The sequence below is a fragment of the Paenibacillus spongiae genome (genome assembly GCF_024734895.1).
Taxonomy (GTDB): Bacteria; Bacillota; Bacilli; order Paenibacillales; family Paenibacillaceae; genus Paenibacillus_Z; species Paenibacillus_Z spongiae.
In genome coordinates this window covers 4,179,285-4,202,312 of record NZ_CP091430.1, presented here as the reverse complement: position 1 = coordinate 4,202,312, position 23,028 = coordinate 4,179,285, and the positions used below count along the sequence as shown (strand labels likewise).

The following is a 23,028-nucleotide window of genomic DNA, read 5'->3' as shown; positions in this document are numbered from 1 at the left end:
TACCAAACCCAATACTGCAAGATGGAAAAAAGGTTGAGCAGCACTATCGCTGCTCAACCTTTTCTTCTTGTTTTCCGCCCATAACCTTCTTGAGCAGGAATGGCGTGACCAATGTCGTGATGATGACGGCAATGACGAGTACGGTAAAGTACTTCTGTTCCAGAAGTCCGCTCTGCAGGCCGATTGTCGCGATGATTAAAGCAACCTCACCGCGCGAAACCATCCCCGAACCGATCCCGATTGCTGACCGCGTTGAGAATCCCGTTAAGCGGGCTCCGATCCCCGAACCGATCAGCTTCGTGAGAATCGCGACTAATGTGATGATTACAAGGAGCCATATTTGATCGCCGATGCCCACGAAGGATACGGAGAATCCGACGCTGACGAAGAAGATCGGAACGAATATGGTGTAGGCAATCGGCTCCAGCTTATGCTCGACTTCTTCCTTATAATTGGTTTGCGATATCGCAAGTCCAGCGGCAAAGGCTCCGATGATGCCGGCTACCCCGAATTGCTCCGCAACATAGGCAAGAAAGAAGCATACGATAAGGCCGGCGCTAATGACGGCTTCCGTTACGCGAAGCGGTGCCAGCCAGCGCATCACCCATTTGATGCCCTGCCAGATGAACAAGCCGACAAGAAGGAAGAACAGAAATTTCTTCCCGACGATCAGCGCCAGATTCACTTCCTGGCCGCCGAAGATGCTCATGACGAATGCGAGCAGAATGACGACCAGAATATCGTCGATAATCGCTGCGCCCAATATGGTCGTGCTCTCCCGGCTTTTTAACAAGCCGAGGTCTTTGAGAGACTGAACGGAGATGCTGACGGAAGTAGCCGATAACAGCAATCCGAGAAACACGGAATGCGACGTTTCCATTCCAACCGCGAGTCCGATCATATAGCCACCCAGGAACGGGAGTATAATCCCTCCGAGGGCAACCGCTAAGGAAGATTTGAACGAACGCTTCAGATCGTCCATATTCGTCTCAAGTCCTGCCATGAACATGAGCATCAGGACGCCGATTTCGCTTAGTTCATCAATTATTTCAGAATTGTTCACCCAACCGAGCAATGCAGGTCCGATGATGATGCCGATGAGCAGCTTACCGACAACGGCGGGCTGGCCGATTCGTACGCTTAAGTCACCCGCAAGCTTTGTGGCAAGGATAATAATTAAGATCGTTAAATAAAACATAACATTCCCCCTGTAGGCCGACGCGATTATTTTACCCAAAAAAGACAAAAAGGAGCCTGCGGTGTGCAGGCTCCTCCAATAAATCTTTATATTCTTTTATAAGTAATGCTTATATTATACCACGGCTACTGGATCGGGTAAAGGTTTTTTCTTCCCCGGAATACAGGTATTATTTTGCGTGAATAATGATGCTGAAGGAGGTGGTAGTTGTGAGAATGTTAATCAAGACGATATTAATGGCTGCCGTTATTGCACTCTTATCGCATCAGGGCGCCTATGCGGCGGATATACCTCCCAAAGCCCGTGCCAGTCTGCGAAGTTTGATCAAAGAGAGCCATGATCCCGTAGAGATATACTGGAATGAAACGACCAACACCCCTGCCATCTTGACAGGCGAGCTGTCGAGGCCATCAATGCACACGCCGGAGTGGATTGCCTATAAATATTTGAATAAAACGAAAGTGCTGTATGGTCTTCGGTTCCCTAATCGGGATATGAAGATCATGGGCGTAGACCGCAGCAATCCAGGCTTTGTTCAAGTCAAGCTCCAGCATATGCTGTTTCAGACGCCGGTTTGGGGTGACAGCATCACCATCGATATAGACGAAGATGGAGTGATTCGCCGCGTTCAAGGCCGGGTACATGCAGACATGGAGAAGAAGCTCTTCTATCGTCGGAAGCATGCTTCCATACCGATCAAGAAAGCGGCTGCTATAGCGAGAGATGCGCTTCGGCATGACCCTGATGCTGCCGGGCCGTTGTCGCTTCAGGCCTATTATCTCCCGACTCGTCCAGGAACTCCGCTTATTTATGCCGCAACCGTCCGAAATCGGCAAACAGGAGTGGAGACGAATCTGTTTATTCATGCCATTACCGGACATGTCATTAAGCCGCATTCGTAATCCAGCTCATCAAGCAAGCCCGCATGAATGGCGGGCTTGTCGTTTGTCTTTAGCTGTGCTCCGGCATGTTCATCGTACATAATCCAGTAGCCACGCCTCCCGCGGTGACCGTTAGCAACGACAGAATAAAGGTATCATCCGGCAGCAGAAGCGCACCTAGACTAACGACGATCCCGTCCATGATGAATATCATGAGACCGATATTAATCGGAACAAAGCGTGAAACATAATGCGCGAGCAGATCCAGGCCGCCGGTGCTGCAGTCGTATTTCAGCATGATGCCTAGTCCGAGGCCGATCAACGCTCCTCCCAGAATCGATCTCGTGATCGGCGTCCATTCAATATAATAGAGGAAATAGTACTGATACGGTTCGAGCAGATCAATCAAGTAACTGGAGAATAATAATCCAATGATACTCGCATATATCGTTTTATGGTGGTGACGCCATATAAGAATGAAGATCGGTATGCTCATCAGAAGCATGACGAGCCCAACTTTTATTTTGAACAAATAATTCAGTATGAGCGCGATGCCAATCAAGCCGCCGTCCAATACTTTTAATGGCATTAAGAAAAAGTTGATGGCTATGGCGATGAAGAAGCTGCCGCTGATGATAGCCGCAATTTTGGGTAGCGAGAGCATAACGACCTACCTGCCTCCTGTATGGGCTGTCCTATATATATGCTTGTTCGACGGACATTCATGACGAGTATGAATTGATTATTTCATCGGTATTGGAGGAGGGGCCGAAGCGGCAATCAGCTGCGCGGGTCAGCGGTTCGCTTACAATTGCCAGATTAATTGGTTATAATGTAGGTGGCATCTTACACATAGAGAGGGAATGCAGATGAGCGTACAACAACCATTCGAACAATTGAAACAAATGCGTGACGATATTACACGTCTTATGCTGAAGTACAAATTTGCTCTGGATGAGATGGAGACAAAGATCGAGATCTTAAAAGAGGAGTTTAAATCCCTTCACGATTACTGCCCGATTGAGCATACCAATACGAGATTAAAAACGCCTGAGAGTATCATCAAGAAGCTCCTTCGCAAAGGCGGCGTAATCGCGATCGATTCGATCGAGGAATATGTCAAGGATATCGCAGGGCTTCGGATAACATGCTCCTTCATCTCGGATATTTACCGGGTCAGCGAAATACTGCAGAAGCAAAGCGACCTGAAGATCCTCCAGGTCAAGGATTATATCAAGAATCCGAAGTCGAATGGCTACAAAAGCTTGCATTTATTGCTGGAAGTGCCCGTATTTCTGTCCGACCGGGTCGAGAATGTCTGTGTCGAGATTCAAATCCGGACGATCGCCATGGATTTCTGGGCAAGCCTGGAGCATAAGATTTTCTACAAGTACAATCGATCCGTCCCGCAGCGCCTGCTGGAAGAAATCAAGGGTGCGGCAGATACCGCGAATGCGCTCGATCATCAGATGGAACGTTTGATGCATGAGGTTCAAACGATCAAAGATTCGCATCACGAGGATTTCGAGAGAGAGCAGCTCAGAAGCATTACGATTAACAATCAGAGCTTCAAGCTTCCGGACGCCTTGCTCGAAATACTCGGCAAGTAAGCCTAACTTATAGAATGGAACCGAATCCATGCGCGTTATCCAGGCGGTACGGGGTCTTGTCGATAAATTGTCTTCTATCGTTTGCATGAAGCGACAAACACCGCAGATCGGATCTGGTAGCATAGTGTTTATCTCACTGAAAAAAGGGAGCTGACGCTACATGCAGCGCGTAATGGATCAAGTGTTTGAGAATGAAACGATTGTTTTTGACGGCTTTCATTTTATCGGCTGCTCGTTTATTAATTGTATACTCATTATTACTTCGGGTACCTTCGATTTCGATCGATGCACGTATAGAGGAACGACTTTCTATGTTGATCCTAAGCTGTCGATCTTTGATGTGAAGCAGTCCTTGTACGAGGATGCGGACCTGCATGCGTTGGAAGACGGGATCGCGCTCGATGTCGTCGCAATTGAACGATGAACGGAAGGGTATACAGAATTAAAGGGTTTCGACTATTCATATCGAATACATAGGCAGGACGCCTTCTGTGGTGTTCCGCCTTTTTGCATCATATAAACAAGTATAAGTTTTCGTGATACTCGGCTTGTACTTCTAAGGAAGAACTCAGTTCGCAATGGCGTTAGCTTTAATACAGCGACTGCCGCTTCTTCTTGTATTCGAGATTCGACGGATGAAGGGAGAGATTCATAATGAAATATCGCAGACTTGGCAAAACAGAGCTGCGCGTTTCCGTTATCGGGGTTGGTACCTGGCAGTTCGGAGGCGAGTGGGGCATGCAGTTTACGCAGGAGGAAGCGGACGCGATATTGGACCGGGCATCCGAGCTCGGTATCAATCTGATCGATACGGCAGAGTGTTATGGCGACCATTTGTCGGAGAAGTTTATCGGCAGCTATCTGTCGCGGCGCAACCGGGAAGACTGGGTGGTCGCAACGAAATTCGGCCATCACTTTCACGAACGCTTCACGAGAACCGACGATTACAAGCCGGATAGCGTCGTCCAGCAGCTGGATGCGTCGTTAAAAGCGCTTCAGACCGAATATATCGACTTATATCAATTTCATTCCGGGCCGGATGCGGCTTTCGATAATGATGACTTATGGACGATACTCGATAAGCAGATTCAAGCCGGGAAAATTCGTCATCTGGGCACATCCATCGGGAGCAACGGCAATATTCATCAGACGAACGCATCGACGGAAGTGGGATCGCAAGCGATACAAGTCGTCTATAACCGCTTGGACCGGGTACCCGAAGAGGAAGTGTTCGCTTCCTGCGAGCGGCAGGATCTGGGCGTTCTCGCCCGCGTACCGTTAGCCAGCGGCTACCTGAGCGGGAAGTACAAGCCCGGTGCGGTCTTCGACGCAACCGATGTCCGGCATCGCCACGAGAAGGAGAGCACGGAGCGCAAGCTAAGAGAGGTGCAGCGCATTCAGCAGGAAGAAGTGCCGGCTGGCGTAGACATGGCCTCGTGGGCGCTGGCTTGGTGCTTGAAGCATCCGGCGGTTACGGCCGTTATTCCCGGCTGCAAAAATCCGGATCAGGTGACGGCAAACGCTGCAGCCGCAGAACTGACAGAGGACGATCATCCGCAAACCTGGAATCGATAAGAACGGCTAGTTATCTCGTACTAACCCGCTCGCTAGAGCGGGTTTTCGCTGCGCCAATAACTTTTCTAATAAGTGATCGCGAACGTCAATCAGGCTGCCTACACAGATTGGCATAGGTTCGGTCTGGTATGGTTTGGTTTGGCGGAAGGAGGTATGGTAATGGAATATAAATGGCTGGAATGGGCAAAACAAATTCAATCCATCGCCCAAATCGGGCTCACGTATACGAAAGATCCGTATGACGCCGAACGTTATGAAGCGCTTAGAGAGCTAAGCATCGATATCGCATCGAACTATACCTTGATGGACAAGCATCAAGTGGGGCTTGTGTTTGCGAGCGAGAGCGGATACGCGACACCCAAGGTTGATATTCGCGGCGTTATTTTTCAAGATGACAAAATCCTTCTGGTACGCGAGAAAATTGACGGCGCTTGGGCACTTCCGGGAGGCTGGGCCGATATCGGCTATTCGCCCTCTGAAGTTGCCGTGAAAGAGATTATGGAGGAATCCGGATTCGAAGCTGCGCCTGTCCGGCTTCTGGCGGTTCTGGACAAGAAGAAGCACGGCCATCCGCCTGAGCTGTACCACGTCTACAAAATTTTTATCGAATGCCGAATCATTGGCGGTTCTGCCAAGGAAGGGCTTGAGACGAGCGAAGTCGGTTTTTTTGGCGAAAACGAGCTGCCGGAGCTGTCGCAAGAAAGAAATACGTTGAAACAGCTTCGGACGATGTTCGAATTTCTGCATGATCCAAGCAAGGAAGTTATACTGGACTGACCAACGTGATGGGCGCCTGATCCCCCGACTCGCTTTTCAGGGTATTCCCCGACTTACAACGGCCGCTTGCTTCGCTACAATAGAAGAAGAGAAATGGGCGTGGCGTGTCACGAAGGGACGGGTACAAATGAGCATGACACTTGCAGAATATCGAACCCGGGCGGAACTGTTGGAACAATTTCGTATCGAGACCGGAAGTCAATTTGCCGCATTAGCCGAAGCTTTCAATCTTCAAGGGACGATGAAGTGGACGGTTATAAGCGGTAACCGCAATGATCGGGTCGGCAAGATGACCATTAAGGCCGGGATCGGCTTGGCAGGCATGGTGCGACGTTTGGGCATCATGTGTCATTCGCGGCGCGGCAAGGACAGCGGGATGAATTCCGCACCGGATTGTCCTGTAATGTTGGCGGAGCAGCTGCAGGAAGCCGTTGCTTTCCCGGTCGCAGGATCAGACGCTTCGACAGCCGTCGCCCGCGTCTTGCTAATGGGCAGGCGTACGGGTGCGGACTATGCGCCTTCCGATATCGAGACAGGCTTGCGTTATGCAAGCGCATTCTCATCCTGGTTGAATGCGGACTTCCCATCAGGCGACAACAATTGATATAATAATGGGAATAACGTTCAATGAACCGGGGTGTAGCACATTGATTCAAATTATTATTGTCGATGATCACGCTGTGGTCCGTTCCGGATTGCGGCTCCTCTTAAGCGAGAAAGTGGATATGACAGTCGTAGGAGAGGCCTCGGAGGGTGACGAAGCGATACGGCTCGCCACTTCTCTAAGGCCTCATGTTGTTTTAATGGACCTTAGCATGCCGCACGGGAAGGATGGGCTGACCGCGGCGAAGGAGCTCCATCAACTTCTGCCGGATACGGCCGTCCTTATCTTAACGATGCATGACGATGACGAATATCTGTTCCGGGCGATACAAGCCGGGGCATCCGGTTATGTGCTGAAGAGTGCGCCTCATGAGGAGCTGGTATCCGCGATCCGGACGGTGGCGGAAGGGAATGCTTACCTCTATCCGACAGCAACGAAGCGGCTCATGAGTGAATACATGGAGCGTCTTCAGGGGGGTTACAGCCCGGATCATTACGAGACGCTCACTGCCCGGGAGAAGGAAATTTTGTCGCTGACAGCCAAGGGCTATGCGAACAAGGAAATCGCCGAACAGCTGTTCATCAGCGTGAAGACGGTCGAAACGCATAAGAGCAATGTAATGGAGAAGCTTGGGCTGCGCACCAGGCCGGACTTGATCAAATACGCGGTGAAAAAGGGGCTGTTGAATTATGAATAATTCATGGGACCGCACCGAATCCGAATTAATCGGCCCGCATGTCAAAGGGCTGCTTACACGACTGGAAGAACAAATCGGAGATAACGATTTCCGCCAAGATCTGAAGGATTCCTTGAAGCAGCTGGCAGACGTGAAATATGCGCTTGATGAATCCTCCATTGTGGCCGTTACGGACCGCAAGGGCAGGATCATCTACGTGAACGATAAATTTTGCCAGATATCCATGTACAATCGCGAGGAATTGATCGGGAAGGATCATCGCATTATTAATTCCGGCTACCACGGCAAGGAATTTATGAAGGGTCTGTGGACGACGATTATTTCCGGTAACGTGTGGACGGGAGATATAAAGAACCGGGCGAAGGACGGAAGCAATTATTGGGTTCATACGACGATTGTTCCCTTTCTGGACGAGGCTGGACAGCCCTATCAGTTTCTGGCGATCCGCAACGAGGTTACGAGACTGAAGAAGGTCGAGGAGGACCTGCAGCATATGGTTGCGCAGGTGATGCGCATTCAAGAGGAGGAACGCCGCAGGTTCTCGCGCGAGCTTCATGACGGGATCGGACAAAGCCTCTTCTCGCTGCTGATCCAGATGGATCGTATTACTTCCGCCAAGGACGCGAATACGGAGCAGCTTGGGCAGGTGAGGAACCATATCGTTGCCATCATGGAGGAAGTGCGGGGTTTGGCCTGGCAGATGCGGCCATCGGTATTGGATGATCTCGGGGTTGTTCCGGCGCTTCGTTCTTACATCGATAACTTCAGCACTCATTATGGCATACAGGTGGCGCTGAGCTGCAATCTGCGCAATCGGCTGCAGCCGCAGGCCGAGACGGCTATCTACCGTATTATTCAAGAAGCGCTGACGAATATCGCCAAGTATGCGGACGTCTCCGACGCGGAGGTGTCAATCGTCGAATCGGAGACCGAGGTGGTGACGCGAATTGCCGATCGCGGTAACGGCTTCGATACGACGGTTAGGAGCAGCGGAGTCGGATTATTCAGCATGGAAGAGCGGGCAAGAGTGGTAGGCGGACGATTCGAGCTTGTCTCCGCACCCGATGAGGGGACGGTTATCACCTTCACAATAATGAAACAGCGGGTGTGATTCATTTCACTGCAGGCTCATCCGTTCATCGCTTACAGTATTCTCATAGGTTTGCGGACTAAACTTAAGGGGGACGGTAACGATGATGAAGATTGAAGCTGAGCTTGAACCGCTCGATTCCGCGCGAACAAGCGCATTCCTGCTGCTCGTCATTCAATTGAAGTCGGATCATGACCGCTTGAAGAAAAAGGTTGACGCATTATACGAGCTGAGCGTGAGTACTTCCGCAGCAGCTGCGGGGGCGGGCATGTTCCAATTGCTGGACCAGCTCCGAACCGACTCGTCCAAATTGTTAGATGAGCTCGACCGTCATGCGAAGTGGGAGGATCAAGAGCTGTTTCCGATTGTCATGAACTACTTCAATAAGAAGATCGAGCCTACGATAATGCCATCCATCTGGGTGCTGGAGAAGGATCATGAGCTCGCGCTGCAGTTCTTCGATTCGTTCCTGGAGCTCAGCGGCTCCATGCTTAGCAGGCTGAAGCGGGGGGCGGAACGTTACGATATCCAGATGGCGGGGCAGCTGAAGCAGGCAACGGACCATTTGACGCAAGGCTGTTTAATCTTGAAGGGCCACTTCCATATGGAAGAGGAGCTGCTCTTTCCGCTCATGAGTGAAATTTTAACGGATATCGATTATTTATTTTCTTGACGGTATGGAACCAAGAACACGGCCAGCTTATGCGAACGGATGTGACGCAGGCTGGCTTTCTCATAGATATGTTGCAGCTTTGTGACGAAAATCATAGCCCGTCCCCGTCCGGCTGGCTTACCATAGGATCAGAAAGGCAGGAATAAGCCGCGATTCGTTCATGGCGAATAGCTGCTTGGAAGGGAGCGATGCCTTTGCTGTCCGGTGTAATATTGGCAGGCGGGGATAACCGAGGGATGGAAGGGAAGAACCGGGCGCTGCTTAAACTCGGTTCGAAGACGTTTCTTGAACGACAGCTGAACGAAATGCGAAAGTGCTGCAACGACTTGATTATCGTCACGAACGATCCTTTTCCGCTGATGCGGTCGGTCGATCGCGGAGTACGGATTATTACAGATTATTATCCTGGCAAAGGTGCCTTAAGCGGCATGCACGCCGGCCTGTCGCTTGCTAAGAATACGCATACCTGGGTCGTCGGGTGTCATATGCCCTACATATCGGCTACGGCTGCTCAGCTCATGCTGACATCGATGAAGGAGGACTGCGATGCCGCCATCCCAAGAGTTGCGCATTGTCTCACACCGTTCCATGGCATCTATGAGAAGCGCTGCTCGGAGATCATCGGCGGATTGTTGGATTCCGGATATGAAACAATGACATCGCTGTTAAATGAGCTGCAGTGGTGCGAGATGGAGGAGTCGTTGTTCCAGGGCAGACCGATCGACAGCCGGTTCGTTACTGAGGTTCATACCTATGTGGATTATGAACGGGTGACGATGGAATTTGATGCAGCGAATTTGCATGCTCAGACAGAGAGAGAAGAAAGCTTATGGAGTACGTCGGGTTAGACGGAAGATCAGCATAGGGGTGGCTTTGCTGTGCAATAGGGGAGTAGGTAGGGGATTTTTCAGTGTAGTCCCCGATATCATTCCCCGCCTCCGCACGTTATGATAGAAGCAATCAGATCGTACGGAAGCGGGGAATGTTCGGATGGAAACATTGATGAATAAGATGGAAGGAATCGTTCCTGTCCTGTCAGAAGATAGCTATGAGAAGCTGAAAAGCATTATGTATACGCGAAACATGGAGAAAGGCTCGTATTTGTTCCGTGAAAGCGATGCTGCCGATAAGCTGTTCTTTATCATTCAGGGACGGGTTCGGACAACGAAAACCTCCGATAGCGGGAGAGTTTTCACGATGTATCTGCACCAGCAGGGGGATCTGGTCGGACAGATGGATCCCTTCCAAGACTCGGTACATAATTTCAGTGCCGAAGTGACCGAGAATAGCAGGATCGGCGTAATTCAGCGCAAGGATCTCGAGGTTCTGCTGTGGCAGCATTCCGATCTGGCGCTTGAATTTATGAAGTGGATGGGGCTTATGCACCGGATGACACAGACCAAATTCCGTGACCTGATGATGTTCGGCAAGACCGGGGCGCTTTGTTCGCTTCTCATACGGCTTGGCAATTCGTATGGAACGGAGAAGGACGGCCGCATCCATATCGGGCTGAAGATGAACAATACCGAGATGGCGGATATGATCGGCGCAACGCGCGAAAGCGTCAATCGCATGCTGGGCGATTTGAAGAAGGATCAAGTCATTGAAAATAATGACGGTTACGTGATTATTAATGATATTAACTATTTGCGAGACATTTGTCACTGCGAGAATTGTCCGAAGGCAATATGCAGGATGTAGCATCTCATGACTGAAAGCGGACCCTGAACCTTGCGCCAAACATGGCGGAGATTCAGGGTCTTTTTGCACATTAATATTTAGCTGCATTAAATAAAATGCGTTAACTTTGCTTTCTACGCGAAGGAGAAGTTTTTTGTGCCCCGAGATGCAACAATAGCTTCGATGCTGTCGTCTCTTGTACCAAAGGCGGTGCAATCATGAAAAGATGGATATGGTCACTATTGCTGTTGGTTGTCGTGTTACCATCTTCTGCCTCCGCACTAGACTGCGCGAAGAGGGATGCTTCGTTCGAAGAGGAGTATGCCGTCTATGACGGCGTTATTCTTGCCGCTGTGGAGAAAGTGGAGGAAGACGGTCCGGTCAACCGGCTACATGTGAACGTGCTAGAAAGCTATAAGGGGGTCGAGGTGGATCGCATTACCGTGAATGAGGACGCCACATGGGGCTCGGTGTCGGGACCGAGTCAGCCGGGCGGCGAATATCTGTTTTTTCTGAAGAAAAAAGAATCAGAATGGACTGTTCCGCTGTGTTCTCCCACCGTATTCGCAGTCGATGTATCGGCGGATAAGCAGGCTTTTCTAGATCCGAATAAGATGACGTTAAAGCCAGCTGCCGAAACACCGGAGCCTTCTAATTACACGCTCCAAATACTATGGAGCATAAGTGGTGCTTGTATCGGAATTGCGGCCGTGATCGTCTGGATGCGTCGAAGGAAAGAACGCTGAAACGAAGCCTCAGTCCAGCTCATTGCGGTTCCAGATGTCGTCGAGGTCCGGGAGCAGCACGACGCTTTCTTGTTCATTGGGATCCGTACGCGCGATGATTGCCGTACATGGCTCCGAATCGTTCGGATTATAGGGCAAATGGGGGGTGCCGGCCGGTATAAAGACGAAATCGCCGGCTTCGACCTCCATATGCTGGTTCAGATTTTCGCCATACCACATGGCCGATTTCCCATGCAGCACGTAGATGGCGGTTTCGTGATTTTCGTGCATATGTGCCTTCGCCCGGCTTCCGGGAGGAATCGTCAGCAGAAGCATACAGATTCCTTCGGAACCGACCGTTTCCTTGGATATTGCCTCACCGTAATCCAACCCTTGCTTCCCCCGATAACTCCTCGCAGACCGGACAACTCTGCACGTGCGCGGCTTACTCATTGTGACTGCACCTCCGGAAATAATGGAATCATTACCACATGATATGAATTTACGCATGGAAAAGAACGCTTCCAAAAACAAGAATATGGCTTGCCGATTGCGGGCGGACGTTAAGCTCTTACAAAGGTATAAATGGATTGTATCCGTGCCCGTTCATGGAATCTTCATAGGTGAACCATCACCTCTATGGTAATAAATAGTAAAATATAGGGGGATCTATGAACAATTCTGATTCATGTGTCATTGCTATTGTAGAATGGATATGTCTATCGAGGCGGTGAGCTGATGTTTCATTGGTTCAAGAAGAAAACCAAGCATCAACGCGATATCCAGAACATTCAACATAACGATACGACTGCCGTGAATAAACCTGTTTCAAATCTGGATATTTTGAGCGATGAGCCGGCCGTAAGTCCCGTACAATTCTGGAACTCCGGAGGTTCGGCACAAGATTGGATCGGGGAGATGTATAACGAACAGCTGAAGAAAGGCGCATTCGACCATCTACCGGGCAAGGGAGCGCCTATGGATGTATCTTCCTCCGATGTCATGAGCGGTATACTTAAGCATAATAACGTACTGCCCGATTGGCTGACGCTGCAGCATGAAATCAGGGATCAGCTGCGCACCCTAATCCGTTCTTCCGACAAGGACGCGAGTAAGATCGCTATAGCGCTGAATGATTTGAATAAAAAAATCATGAAGTACAATAATATGGTGCCTAGCCCAGTACTGCAGAAACGAAAAGTTTCTACGGAAAACATGGAGCAGCAGCTTCAACTCTGGCTCTAGAGCCAGTCTTCAAACCGAGTATAGCCTGCCACCAAGTCAAGTGAGCTTTCAACGGCTAATCCATGCAATCGTTGCGATTCATGCCGTACACATTAAAGCTTATAACCGCGAACCATCCTAAAACAGCCGCGCAATCCAAGTTGTATCGTGCAGCGGACCAACAGTATGTAAACCGTGCATAATAGTTCGTGATTCGATCGAACATAGAGGAACTATCTCGTTGGGGTAAACACCGGAGAGAAAGTCCCTTTATGTTTTTTGTCGAGGAAACGCTCAATTTAGGTGAAAATTCATACTTCGTTCATATCATCCCCCTCATAATGGAATTAACGGGATCGATGTTTCGTCTCGTCGAATCTAATTACGAAAGCGAGGGAGGAGAATGAGCAAGCAAGTGAACAAGGGACGTATCCTGGCAGCGATCGTCTTCATGATGCTGTTAGCTGGATGCGCTTCCAATTCAACGAATTCAACCGATTCACCGGACATCAAGGGGGACAATGAAGCAGAGGCAAGTGACAGGGACATGGAAGGCTCGGTAAAAGTTTTGTACGAATGGCCGCAGGACGAGGCGCTATATGCGCGTATTGTGGAAAGCTTCAACAAGGATTATCCGAACATCAAGCTGGAGTTTATCCGATCGCAAGGAGGGGATTACCTCAACGTGCTGGTAGCCTCGGGAGAGGCGCCGGATATCGTGACATCGAGTCCGAATACGCCCAATTGGATCGCCAATGGGCTGATTAAGGAATTAAGCCCTTATATCGAAGCGGACCCGGAGATGGATAAAGATCTGTTCTATGAGCCCGCTTACTCGCGGCATGCCACCGCAGACGGCAAGATATGGGGGCTTCCTTGGCAGGTAGACCCGAATTTCGTCCTCGTCTATAACCAGGCGATATTAGAGCAATATGGCATAACGGAGATTCCACAGATGAACAGCTTGGCCGAATTCGGAGCCTTCCTGGAGAAATTCTGGATTGTAGAGAACGGCGAGCAGGTGATGACGACGATCCTCCCGCACGAAACCTTCGGGCCCTTGAATACGTTACAGACGTATGCTTATCTCAACGGCGCCACGAATGAAACCTTCTATGACCCGGCTTCAAAGAAAGTGAATTTCAACGACCCGATAATTGTGAAAGCGCTTGAATTTCTGGTGGAATTCAAGCGGACCCATATCGACGACCAGAGGATGGCCAAGTTGAATGCTTCCCTGCCCGAAGGCTCCAGCCGGATATTGAGCGATAAGGCCGCCGTCGATATCGCGATAACCGGATGGGTGGAGGATTGGGTCACGCAAAATCCGAATCTTACGTTCCTGTCGATGCCGGCAGAATCCTTATGGCTTGGCGGTTCCGGATTGAACATGGTGGCAAGCAAGCAGGAAAATAAAGCCGCTTGGATCGTCATGAAATGGTTAACCGCCACCAATGAAGGGGCGGCTGCCTTAACCAACTCCAATTTTGTGTCCGGTAAAGTCGTTAATCCGGTAATGGAAGAGAAGGTTGCGAAGGATCCGGTGTGGCAAGTGACGCATGATATTCTGACGAATGCGAAGCGCAGCCACCTGGAATCCTGGGTGCCTGTCGATTTCTCCAAGGAATTCTATGAGAAGTGGCAGGAGGTCTTCTATACGGGCAAATTAGAGCCGAAAGCCTTTCTGGATCACATGACCAAATATATTCAAGCGCTGATAGACGAAATGAAATAACCCGTATTTCATGACAGGATAGAGAAAGATAGACGCATCGGACTGCACCAATGGTGCCGCCCGGTGCGTTTTTCCGTTGAATAAGGGAGCGGCCAACAAGTGCCAGCTGTTTCTGCTCCATGATTGCGATATTTGATAATTTTGAGCATATTGCCTGTTGAGACGTTTGGTATAATGGGAAATAACAAGATATGGAATAAGAGATTGAATACCGCAACCGCAAAAGTAAGGAGGTAAGCCGCTGTGATTCAGCCGTTAAGAGGTACATACGAGGATGGGAATGAAGCTGAAGCAGGCAGCTGCCCGGAGAGTTATCGACCCAGCCGGGTACCTGGCGCATTCAAATTGCTTCGGGGAATGCCGCAAGATGACAAGATGGAGGCGGGAACGATGAATGATGGACCGGGAACGATTACTGTTGTTGAACGGCCTGAGATGAACGCAATCGTATTGAAGACGATCCGGAATGGCCGTGATGTACGGGAAGCATGGAGAGAAATCGAACAGGTCATGACGGATCATCCGGATCGGCTTCATAAGGACCAGGGACTTGTCTTTATACCGGAATGGCAGTGGACGACGAGTATCGAGACGCTATGGGTAGGCGTGGAGGTGGCGTCATTGGAGCATATTCCGCAGGGGTTCGAGACGATGTCGATTCCAGCCCGGAAGTTTGCCAGAACGACGGTGCGGGGGGATCGAACCCGGATGGACCATACGTACGATGCCTTATGGAAGTGGTTTGATACGGAAGGATATAAACGGGATATGACGGAAAGCTCATATGGTTATGAGCTCAATCGGCTGTCGCCTGTCAATCCGTTTCATATTCCTGCGGATAAGATTAACGACTTTGATTTCGATATCTATGCACCGATTCTATCGAATTAAACCTGTACTCTAGCTGCCTCGGCAGCTTTTTTATATTTATATGAGCAAATGATAGGAAATTACTTTACAATAGTTAGAACAGCAAACTACAAATCCGAGTATGAGAGAAGGCATGCAGGTATGGAATGCAGCGGTCACGAACGACAGGAGATTATCATTGCAGCTGAACGGTTTGCCAGGCAGGAGCTCGAGCATGACACGACCGGTCATGATTGGTGGCATATCAAGCGCGTTGTGAAACTTGCTGAGCGGATTGCCGCAGAGGAAGGGGCCGACACCTCTATATGCATCCTTGCAGCATTGCTGCATGATATTGCGGATGAGAAGCTTAACGAATCCAAGGAAGCGGGCCTCCGGAAGGTACGCGATTGGCTGGCTGAACAGCCGCTTGGGGAAGAAGCAGCAGCGCATATTATGGAGATAATCTCGACGATGTCCTTCAATGGCGGATCGAATCCGCCCATGCGCACGCTGGAGGGCAAAGTCGTACAGGATGCCGATCGGCTCGATGCGATCGGAGCCATCGCGATTGCGCGAACCTTTCTATATGCGGGTTGGAAGGGCGATCCCATTCATGACCCCCGACTGCAGCCGCGCGAATCGATGACGACGGAACAATATCGACAGGGGAAGAGTACGGCCATCAACCATTTTCATGAGAAGCTGTTGAAGCTGAAAGACCGGATCAATACTGCATCCGCCCGACGTATTGCGGAGGAGCGCCATCGATATATGGAGCAGTATGTGGACCGCTTTTACCGGGAATGGGAAGGGGATCTTTGAATGGCATGAGACTTCCTCGTATAACCCCAAACCCGGCCCGACCGGTTACGCTTGTCGCCATAGTAACCGCGCTTACCATATTCGGAGACGCCATGCTCTACGTGGTGCTTCCCATCTACTGGAAAGAAGTGGGACTTACAGCCCTTTGGCAGGTGGGAGTGCTTCTATCGATCAACCGGTTTGTCCGGCTCCCATTGAATCCATTCATAGGTTGGTTATATAACAAAATGTCGCTGCGAACGGGACTTATCGCTGCCGTTCTCATGGGTGCTTTCACCACTGTGGGCTACGGCGTATGGAAGGGGTTCGCCGCGTGGCTCGTTCTTCGTTCCTTATGGGGCATCGCTTGGTCATTGATGAGAATCGGCGGTTATTTGACGGTTATCAATTATTCGGATGATACGAACCGCGGGCGCTTGATGGGGAAGTATAACGGTATATGGCGCTTGGGCAGCATGGTCGGCGTATCATTCGGCGGTGTGCTTACGCCCGTATTCGGCATTGAATCGATGTCGGTTTTTTTTGGTCTATTGGCTCTAATCGGGATTCCGTTAGTGCTTGCATCGATATCTTCTAATGCCAAGAAGGACGGCCATACGCAGACATCATCCCGGAAGGACAGCAAAGCAATCTGGACGAAGCCGGTCGCGAAAATGGTCGTCTGCGGACTGTTCATTTCGCTCTTGCACGCCATATTCGGCTCAACGTTAAGCTTGGTCATCGATCTGAATTATTCGGATACGGTTCTCTTGTTTGGGATCCTAATAACCAGCACGGCATTGGGCGGCGTGCTGCAAGCGATCCGCTGTGCATGGGAGCCGTTCTTGGCCACATGGTTCGGACATCGCTCCGATGGACCAAGAGGCCGGCTGCCATTGTTCATCCTCTCCTTGGTTGGAGCCGCAGCGGGATATGCCCTAATGCCGTGGCATATTCCGATCTACGCTTGGATCGCGATCGTCCTGTTCGTCATGGTGACGATGACGATTACGTCCACGATTATGGATGCCATGGCGACAGACGTTGCAAGAAATTCATCCGTCATCGCGGTCATGACGGTCTATTCCGTCTCTACCGATCTGGGTGCCGCCATTGGGCCAACTCTGACCTTCTGGGTGATCGGCGCTCCATATGGGCTGCAATCGATCTTCATCGGCTGCGCGGCAGCTTTCCTGCTGATTGGCTTATGGTACCGTGGAGACGCACTGAAGCGCGCGCGAATCCATGATCAAACGATGCAAGCTTAAGCCTCGAATCATCGTTTATATAGAGAAAGGCTGCTCATTGTCATCTTGGATGACTCATGGGCAGCCTCTTTTGCCGTAGCCGGTTATCTTCTGCTGGAATACCCGTCCTGTTGGAGGAGAGCATGACTCTTTTCGATGTCCATCGTTTGCGAGCTGTGGGCAATAAGAAATTGAGCGGCGTAGTAGGTGGTCATGATGAGCACTCCTGAGTAAGCGATATCCGAGATGAACATGTTCCAGGACAAGATCGAGTCGGAAACCAAGAACAGCAGGCTGCCCATTATCGCCCATTTGTTCCCGGTCATGATTGCGGTCCAGCCCATTAAGGAAATTACAACGATATAGAGGAGAACCGGAGCGATCAGTGCTTCATTGCCGTCATGAATAAGTGCTTGCACAAGCTCCGCGCCCATATATACCGCGAACGCCGCAATTGGAATGATCGTCGCGAACCGAGCTTTAGAGAATCGCCACTTGGTTATGAAGGAGGTCAAATAGAAGATATGACCGATCAAGAATGCGGACAAGCCGATGACGAACCATTGCAAGAGGCCATCGCCCAGCATGCAGAAGAATAATCCGATCAGAGTCGTTGCATGATAGCGATTTCGATCCCGGGGCATTCGCAGATAAGCATAAAGTAGAATGAGCCACATCGGAATTAGCTTGAACAACAGCTTGACTGCATGCGGATCGGCGGGGATGAAGAAGATGTAGAGCACGCCCATGAACAGGATCAGTGCAGGCAGTCCGTATTTACTCAAAGTTATCGCTCCTTCGAATGGATAATCGTCTTGAACAATATTCGGCGGCTATATGCAGATTCCTTGGTGATGAGGGTAGAGGTGATGAAATAAATGTTTGTATAATTATACTTACGTATGTATAATAATGCATTATACGATGAAGGGATGATGTTGCGGTTATGCAGATTCAAGCCGATACGCCACAGCTGCTCGCAGATGCGAAGAATTCGATTTTATTCACGGCCGTCCGACCGGAATTGGTGATGGAACGCGGAGACGGAATAGTATTATGGGATACGGCGGGAAATCATTATTTGGACTTTATCGGGGGCTGGGCGGTTACCTGCTTGGGACACTCGCATCCGGTCATTCGTGAAGCGCTGGTACGCCAATCGTCTTCGCTTGTGAATGCGAGTCCGTCCTTCTATAACAAACCGATGATCGAGTTCGCCCGGCTCTTGACCGAAATCTCATGCTTCGATCGTGTATTCTTTGCCAGCAGCGGTGCTGAAGCCAATGAAGGGGCGATTAAGCTGGCACGGAAGCATGGGGCTGTAAACCTTGGCGGGGCCTATGAAATCATTACGACCGTGAACAGCTTTCACGGACGTACGCTTGCCACGATGTCGGCCACAGGGAAGAAACAATGGGAGAAGCTGTATGAGCCTAAGCTGCCGGGCTTCCGGCATGTCCCATTGAATGATATGGAAGCGATTCTTGCCGCCATCAATCCGAATACCTGTGCCATTATGCTGGAGTTGGTGCAGGGGGAGGGCGGTGTTCATGCCGTTGATGCGGAATATTTGCATGCGCTGCGTCAAATTTGCGACGCTCGCGGCATTATGCTCATCTTCGACGAGATCCAAACCGGAATTGGACGAACCGGGAAGCTGTTTGCCTATGAGCATTACGGCGTCCAAGCCGATGCCATGACGCTGGGCAAAGGAATTGGCGGCGGCTTCCCTTTGTCAGCATTATTGGTCAAGGAAGCGTTCAATCTATTCGAAGCCGGCGATCAAGGGGGGACCTATTCCGGTCAGCCGCTGGCCATGGCGGTTGGTCTTGCCGTTGTGAATGAAGTGATCAACCGGCAGCTCCCGTTGAATGCGGAAATTCAAGGCCAATATATGATGAAACGGCTGCAGAACGCAGCCTTGCAATACCCGATAACGAATATTCGGGGCAAAGGATTGCTTCTGGCATTCGACCTCGAGGATCGGACCGCTCATGAGGTTGTGGCAGCCTGTCTTGGCAATGGACTGCTCATTAATGCGCCGAACCCTTCGACGATCCGGCTTATGCCGCCTCTGATCGTGACTGAAGCAGACAGCGACCAGATGATGGAGCTACTGTGCCGTTCACTGGATCAAGTCGATACTTTTCGGAAATAGGTGGGGCTGTTTCCGGTTACTTTTCGAAATACGTTGCAAAAATAATTCTGTTCCTCATAGCCGACCATCTGGGAGATGAGATTGATTTTTAACGTGGTCGTTGCAAGCAGCTCTTTGGAACGCTCGACCCGCACGCGGGTCAAATAATCATTGAAGCTGCTCCCGGTGACCTGCTTGAACCGTCTGGAGAAATAGTTCGGATGAATGTAATAGGTGTCCGCGACCCATTGCAGGGAAAGCTCCTCCGCATAATGCCGGTTTACATGCTGGAGAACGGACTCAATAATCGCATCGGATGTCCGGTCTCCGAACCGGTCAACCGTTTCTTCGGATAGATGGCTTAACTGATCTTCGAGAATCGCCTGAACATCCGACCAATCCGACGCGAACTCCAAATCCGCAAGCGGAGCGGCAAGTGCGGCTATCGGCAGCTGTAAGCCGCTGTTGTATGCGTGCTTCCGGATGAGATGGATAACTTCCGTGTATAAATATTCAAAATACGCATAACGTTTATCCGTGTCGATGGCGGCCCGAACCAGCTGTTCGATCGCTGATAGGAATGTGTGGTGCTTGCCGTCTTCCAATAAGCCTAGAAGCATCTGTTTCGCCTGTTCGTTCAATAAAGGTCTGGGAGCAGCCGCTACCGCCGGTTGATCTGCTGCACAGAACAGCTTGCCGTCTCCATCCAGGAGACGGTTCTTTAACATTTTCATCGATTCCCTATACGAATGAGCCAGTTGTTCAAACGTTCCTATAACAGAACCGATACCAATGGACACCTTGATGTCAAGATGAGCCTGAATCCAATCCAACAGCAGCCGCAATTGATTCTTCACCGCTTGCATCGTTTCTTCCGCTTCAAATCCGATAAACAGGACGACCTCATCCGGGTTGTGGGCATGATTGAAGACGATGAGGTCCGCATCCTTATGCATACTTATCAGAAAACCATTCTGAATGACATTATGAACCGAGAAACGGGAGAGCGGGAGTTCCTTCTCAGCATGCTCCCGATGTTCGCGGCGGAGCGTTATTTTGGCTGCGGCCGCCGCATAGCAGCTGCGGCCGATGAAATGCTGCGGCAGCCGGTCCGTTGAAGGCTCCGTTTCGGTTAAGAAACGGGTTAGCATATGATCGGAAGCCTGCAGATTGCCGCGCAAATACAGCTGGCCAAGCTCCTCCAGATGCGTCCGATTATCGTCTGCGATCCGCTCCTCGCGCAATTCTTCGCACAGCTCCTGCAGCAGGCGATTCAACGCCTCGCCGTCTACGGGCTTGAGCAGATAGTCTTTCACGCTATGCTTCATCGCTTCGCGGACATAGTCGAATTCACCGTAACCGCTAATGATGACGAATTTAATGCGGGGATGGTCCTGCCGGGCTCTACGAATGAATTGCAGGCCGTCGATTCCGGGCATTCTCACATCGGTCAGCACAATATCCGGCTTGCAATTCTCAAGCTTCTGCAGCGCTTCGATGCCATCGCCAGCTTCACCTTCAAGCCGGAGAGTAGTCGTCCACTTGATTTTGCTGATTAGCCCCTGACGGAGCAATGGTTCGTCTTCAACGATCATGACCTTCATTAAGAGCGCCTCCTATCATTTGCTTCGGAATACGAAAGCTAATGCTGGTGCCTAAATCCGGTTTACTCTTGATTTGAATTTGCGCGTTGAATCCGTAATACATCTGAATCCGGCTCATCACGTTCGACAGTCCGATCATCGCCCTGGAGGACGTACGGCCCGGGAGGAGCACCGTCTTATCCGCAAGACGCTGCGTCAAGGCTTGAAGAGCCGCGGTATCCATGCCAACGCCGTTATCTTGAATGACGAATTCGATCAGGCGGTCATCGACATGCCGGATGCAAACCTGCACTTGCTTATATCCGATCTTCGATTCCAAGCCGCGAATAATCGCATTCTCGACAAGCGGCTGCAGCAGGAATTTCGGTATCGTCAGCTCGTGAATGCCATCCTCCACATGCATCTCATAATGGAATTGGTCCGCGAACCGTATGCGATATATGGACAAGTACTGATTGAGCTGCATCAATTCTTCCCGAATGGTGGCGAAGCTGCCGCCGTTGAGATTATATCGGAGCATATTGCCCAGCGACTGGCAGATATAGCCGATGCGAGGCTCGCCGTTAATTGCAGCGATGCTGTCGATCGTCCCCAGCGTATTGAACAAGAAGTGGGGGTTGATTTGAGTTTGAAGCGCCTTGATTTCGGCTTCCTTCTTGAGCAATTCGGTTTCATACACCTTCGTAATCAATGTCCGGATCTCGTAGGTCATCTTGTTAAAGCTGTGCTGAATCGTCGCCAGCTCATCGCTTCCCGTCACATTGATAACCGCGCGCAGATCGCCCATTTCGACCTGCTTCATTTTTTTATTCAACAGCTTGAGAGGGCGGGTGACGCTAGCGGATATAATCGAGGCCAGCAGCATGGCAATCAGAAAGCTGACCAGCGCGATGAACAGGACCGTCTTGCCGAACGTATTGACCTTCTGCATAATGCGATCCAGCGGTGCCCGTCCGAGAACGATCCACCCAGCGTCATTTAATTTGCGGTAGAAGCCGATGTATGCTTTGTTGTCCTCCTGGAAACGAAAGTTGATTGTCCCGCTGCGGCCGGCAGCCTGCTTATACCCTTGGAAAATCGGTTTATTCGCGATCGATTGTCCAATAAACGCGCTATCTTCCGCGAAGATTACGATGCCATTCGAATCGGTCATATAATACGTGCTGCCATCGGAATCGCTTAAGCCGGCCAAAGCATTGTTTAGAACGGTAGGGTTGATATCGATCTTGAGAACGCCGACGGGATACTGGGAGCTGGATGTGATCCGCTTAAGCTCTTGTACATAGCTGATCGTATTGACCGGCGTAAGCGAGCTTCTCGTGGTCGTGAGGGATACCGTCCACTCGGGAACGCCTTCCTTCTGATGGGCAAGCTTCCCGACACGATTCAATTCATCTTTCATAAGGGAACGCAATTCGGGTTTGTAATAATAAGTGCTGGAGTATTGCTCGCCATCCATTCGGGCAACTGTAATGGATGAGATAAGCGGATTTTGAATCAGCTGTCCTTCAAGCTTGTTGCGGTAATATTGCTGATCTTCGAAGCTGGGTGGACCGTCCAAAAACTTCTGCAGCGATATATCCATGAAGTAACCCAGACCGGTGTTTGCAACCGTCTTCAAGTGCAGGTTCAGCGTATTGACGGCTTGTTCGGTCAGCCGTTCAAGCCCTTGGAGCGTCGTCGTCTTCCATTCCTCACTCGTAATCCGGTAGTACGAATAACCCATTATCGTAGCTGTCAGGCTGATGACGATAAAGAAGGACAGAATCAATTTGCTGCGAAATCGCAAACGACACCTCCTCTACATAATGAGACACTCATCCTCATGAATCGTTATCGATACTGTATCACAAACCTAAAGGTTCAGGAATGCGCTTTCATAACATATTAAAATTTTGCTAATGAAAGGTTAGAATTT

General features: G+C 50.4%; 24 protein-coding genes. 18 read left to right on the top strand and 6 right to left on the bottom strand.

Annotation, left to right across the window (positions count from 1 at the left end; all coding sequences use genetic code 11):
* Positions 1-43: 43 nt before the first annotated feature.
* Positions 44-1,198: a cation:proton antiporter gene (locus tag L1F29_RS19070; protein WP_258383645.1), complete on the bottom strand. Its 1,155-nt coding sequence runs from the start codon at positions 1,196-1,198 to the stop codon at positions 44-46.
* Between the two features lie 209 nt (positions 1,199-1,407).
* Between L1F29_RS19070 and L1F29_RS19065 the strand changes: the two genes are divergently transcribed.
* Positions 1,408-2,100 (top strand): hypothetical protein, encoded by a 693-nt coding sequence (locus L1F29_RS19065; protein WP_258383644.1) that lies wholly within the window; start codon positions 1,408-1,410, stop codon positions 2,098-2,100.
* A gap of 49 nt (positions 2,101-2,149) precedes the next feature.
* Here the strand turns inward: L1F29_RS19065 and L1F29_RS19060 are convergent, their stop codons facing one another.
* Positions 2,150-2,743, bottom strand: a complete 594-nt coding sequence (locus L1F29_RS19060) for a YitT family protein (protein ID WP_258383643.1) — start codon at positions 2,741-2,743, stop codon at positions 2,150-2,152.
* Between the two features lie 205 nt (positions 2,744-2,948).
* Here L1F29_RS19060 and L1F29_RS19055 point away from each other — a divergent pair, with 205 nt between their 5' ends.
* The 11 genes from L1F29_RS19055 to L1F29_RS19005 all read left to right on the top strand — a co-directional run bounded on the left by L1F29_RS19055 (position 2,949) and on the right by L1F29_RS19005 (position 11,531).
* Positions 2,949-3,689: a GTP pyrophosphokinase gene (locus L1F29_RS19055; RefSeq protein WP_258383642.1), complete on the top strand. Its 741-nt coding sequence runs from the start codon at positions 2,949-2,951 to the stop codon at positions 3,687-3,689.
* 160 nt (positions 3,690-3,849) lie between these two features.
* Complete coding sequence (locus L1F29_RS19050) at positions 3,850-4,113, top strand: hypothetical protein (protein ID WP_258383641.1); 264 nt, start codon at positions 3,850-3,852, stop codon at positions 4,111-4,113.
* Between the two features lie 230 nt (positions 4,114-4,343).
* Complete coding sequence (locus tag L1F29_RS19045) at positions 4,344-5,264, top strand: aldo/keto reductase (protein ID WP_258383640.1); 921 nt, start codon at positions 4,344-4,346, stop codon at positions 5,262-5,264.
* Positions 5,265-5,423: 159 nt separating this feature from the next.
* A complete protein-coding gene (locus L1F29_RS19040; RefSeq protein WP_258383639.1) occupies positions 5,424-6,041 on the top strand; it encodes an NUDIX hydrolase in 618 nt (205 codons plus the stop codon).
* A 127-nt stretch (positions 6,042-6,168) separates the two neighbouring features.
* On the top strand, positions 6,169-6,645 hold the full coding sequence (locus L1F29_RS19035) for a hypothetical protein (protein ID WP_258383638.1): 477 nt from the start codon (positions 6,169-6,171) through the stop codon (positions 6,643-6,645).
* A gap of 43 nt (positions 6,646-6,688) precedes the next feature.
* Positions 6,689-7,342 (top strand): response regulator transcription factor, encoded by a 654-nt coding sequence (locus L1F29_RS19030; protein WP_258383637.1) that lies wholly within the window; start codon positions 6,689-6,691, stop codon positions 7,340-7,342.
* Positions 7,335-8,453: a PAS domain-containing sensor histidine kinase gene (locus L1F29_RS19025; protein ID WP_258383636.1), complete on the top strand. Its 1,119-nt coding sequence runs from the start codon at positions 7,335-7,337 to the stop codon at positions 8,451-8,453. Before L1F29_RS19030 ends, L1F29_RS19025 begins: the two co-directional genes overlap by 8 nt.
* Positions 8,454-8,535: 82 nt before the next feature.
* The gene (locus tag L1F29_RS19020) at positions 8,536-9,105 is read left to right on the top strand and encodes a hemerythrin domain-containing protein (RefSeq protein WP_258383635.1); all 570 of its coding nucleotides are present in this window, start codon (positions 8,536-8,538) and stop codon (positions 9,103-9,105) included.
* Between the two features lie 194 nt (positions 9,106-9,299).
* A complete protein-coding gene (gene mobA, locus L1F29_RS19015; protein WP_258383634.1) occupies positions 9,300-9,953 on the top strand; it encodes a molybdenum cofactor guanylyltransferase in 654 nt (217 codons plus the stop codon).
* Between the two features lie 142 nt (positions 9,954-10,095).
* Entirely contained in the window at positions 10,096-10,806 is a 711-nt protein-coding gene (locus L1F29_RS19010; RefSeq protein ID WP_258383633.1) for a Crp/Fnr family transcriptional regulator, read from the top strand.
* A 197-nt stretch (positions 10,807-11,003) separates the two neighbouring features.
* The gene (locus tag L1F29_RS19005; RefSeq protein ID WP_258383632.1) at positions 11,004-11,531 is read left to right on the top strand and encodes a hypothetical protein; all 528 of its coding nucleotides are present in this window, start codon (positions 11,004-11,006) and stop codon (positions 11,529-11,531) included.
* A 9-nt stretch (positions 11,532-11,540) separates the two neighbouring features.
* Here the strand turns inward: L1F29_RS19005 and L1F29_RS19000 are convergent, their stop codons facing one another.
* Positions 11,541-11,963, bottom strand: a complete 423-nt coding sequence (locus tag L1F29_RS19000; RefSeq protein ID WP_258383631.1) for a cupin domain-containing protein — start codon at positions 11,961-11,963, stop codon at positions 11,541-11,543.
* Positions 11,964-12,248: 285 nt separating this feature from the next.
* Between L1F29_RS19000 and L1F29_RS18995 the strand changes: the two genes are divergently transcribed.
* From L1F29_RS18995 to L1F29_RS18975, 5 genes are all read left to right on the top strand, one after another.
* Positions 12,249-12,755, top strand: coding sequence for a DnaJ family domain-containing protein (locus L1F29_RS18995; RefSeq protein ID WP_258383630.1), 507 nt, complete (start codon positions 12,249-12,251; stop codon positions 12,753-12,755).
* Between the two features lie 382 nt (positions 12,756-13,137).
* Positions 13,138-14,469 (top strand): ABC transporter substrate-binding protein, encoded by a 1,332-nt coding sequence (locus tag L1F29_RS18990; RefSeq protein ID WP_258383629.1) that lies wholly within the window; start codon positions 13,138-13,140, stop codon positions 14,467-14,469.
* Positions 14,470-14,712: 243 nt separating this feature from the next.
* Positions 14,713-15,360, top strand: a complete 648-nt coding sequence (locus tag L1F29_RS18985; RefSeq protein ID WP_258383628.1) for a GyrI-like domain-containing protein — start codon at positions 14,713-14,715, stop codon at positions 15,358-15,360.
* A gap of 120 nt (positions 15,361-15,480) precedes the next feature.
* Positions 15,481-16,143, top strand: coding sequence for an HD domain-containing protein (locus L1F29_RS18980; RefSeq protein ID WP_258383627.1), 663 nt, complete (start codon positions 15,481-15,483; stop codon positions 16,141-16,143).
* Positions 16,144-16,148: 5 nt separating this feature from the next.
* Positions 16,149-17,390: an MFS transporter gene (locus L1F29_RS18975; RefSeq protein WP_258383626.1), complete on the top strand. Its 1,242-nt coding sequence runs from the start codon at positions 16,149-16,151 to the stop codon at positions 17,388-17,390.
* An 83-nt stretch (positions 17,391-17,473) separates the two neighbouring features.
* On the opposite strand, the gene L1F29_RS18970 is transcribed toward L1F29_RS18975, so the two are convergent.
* Positions 17,474-18,154, bottom strand: coding sequence for a lysoplasmalogenase (locus L1F29_RS18970; protein ID WP_258383625.1), 681 nt, complete (start codon positions 18,152-18,154; stop codon positions 17,474-17,476).
* A gap of 161 nt (positions 18,155-18,315) precedes the next feature.
* Between L1F29_RS18970 and L1F29_RS18965 the strand changes: the two genes are divergently transcribed.
* Positions 18,316-19,527, top strand: a complete 1,212-nt coding sequence (locus L1F29_RS18965; RefSeq protein WP_258383624.1) for an aspartate aminotransferase family protein — start codon at positions 18,316-18,318, stop codon at positions 19,525-19,527.
* On the opposite strand, the gene L1F29_RS18960 is transcribed toward L1F29_RS18965, so the two are convergent.
* Complete coding sequence (locus L1F29_RS18960) at positions 19,503-21,110, bottom strand: response regulator (protein WP_258383623.1); 1,608 nt, start codon at positions 21,108-21,110, stop codon at positions 19,503-19,505. The genes L1F29_RS18965 and L1F29_RS18960 overlap by 25 nt on opposite strands.
* Positions 21,091-22,899 carry a cache domain-containing sensor histidine kinase gene (locus L1F29_RS18955; protein ID WP_258383622.1) on the bottom strand — a complete coding sequence of 603 codons (1,809 nt, stop codon included), beginning with the start codon at positions 22,897-22,899 and terminating at the stop codon, positions 21,091-21,093. The genes L1F29_RS18960 and L1F29_RS18955 overlap by 20 nt, the downstream gene beginning before the upstream one ends.
* Positions 22,900-23,028: the final 129 nt, after the last annotated feature.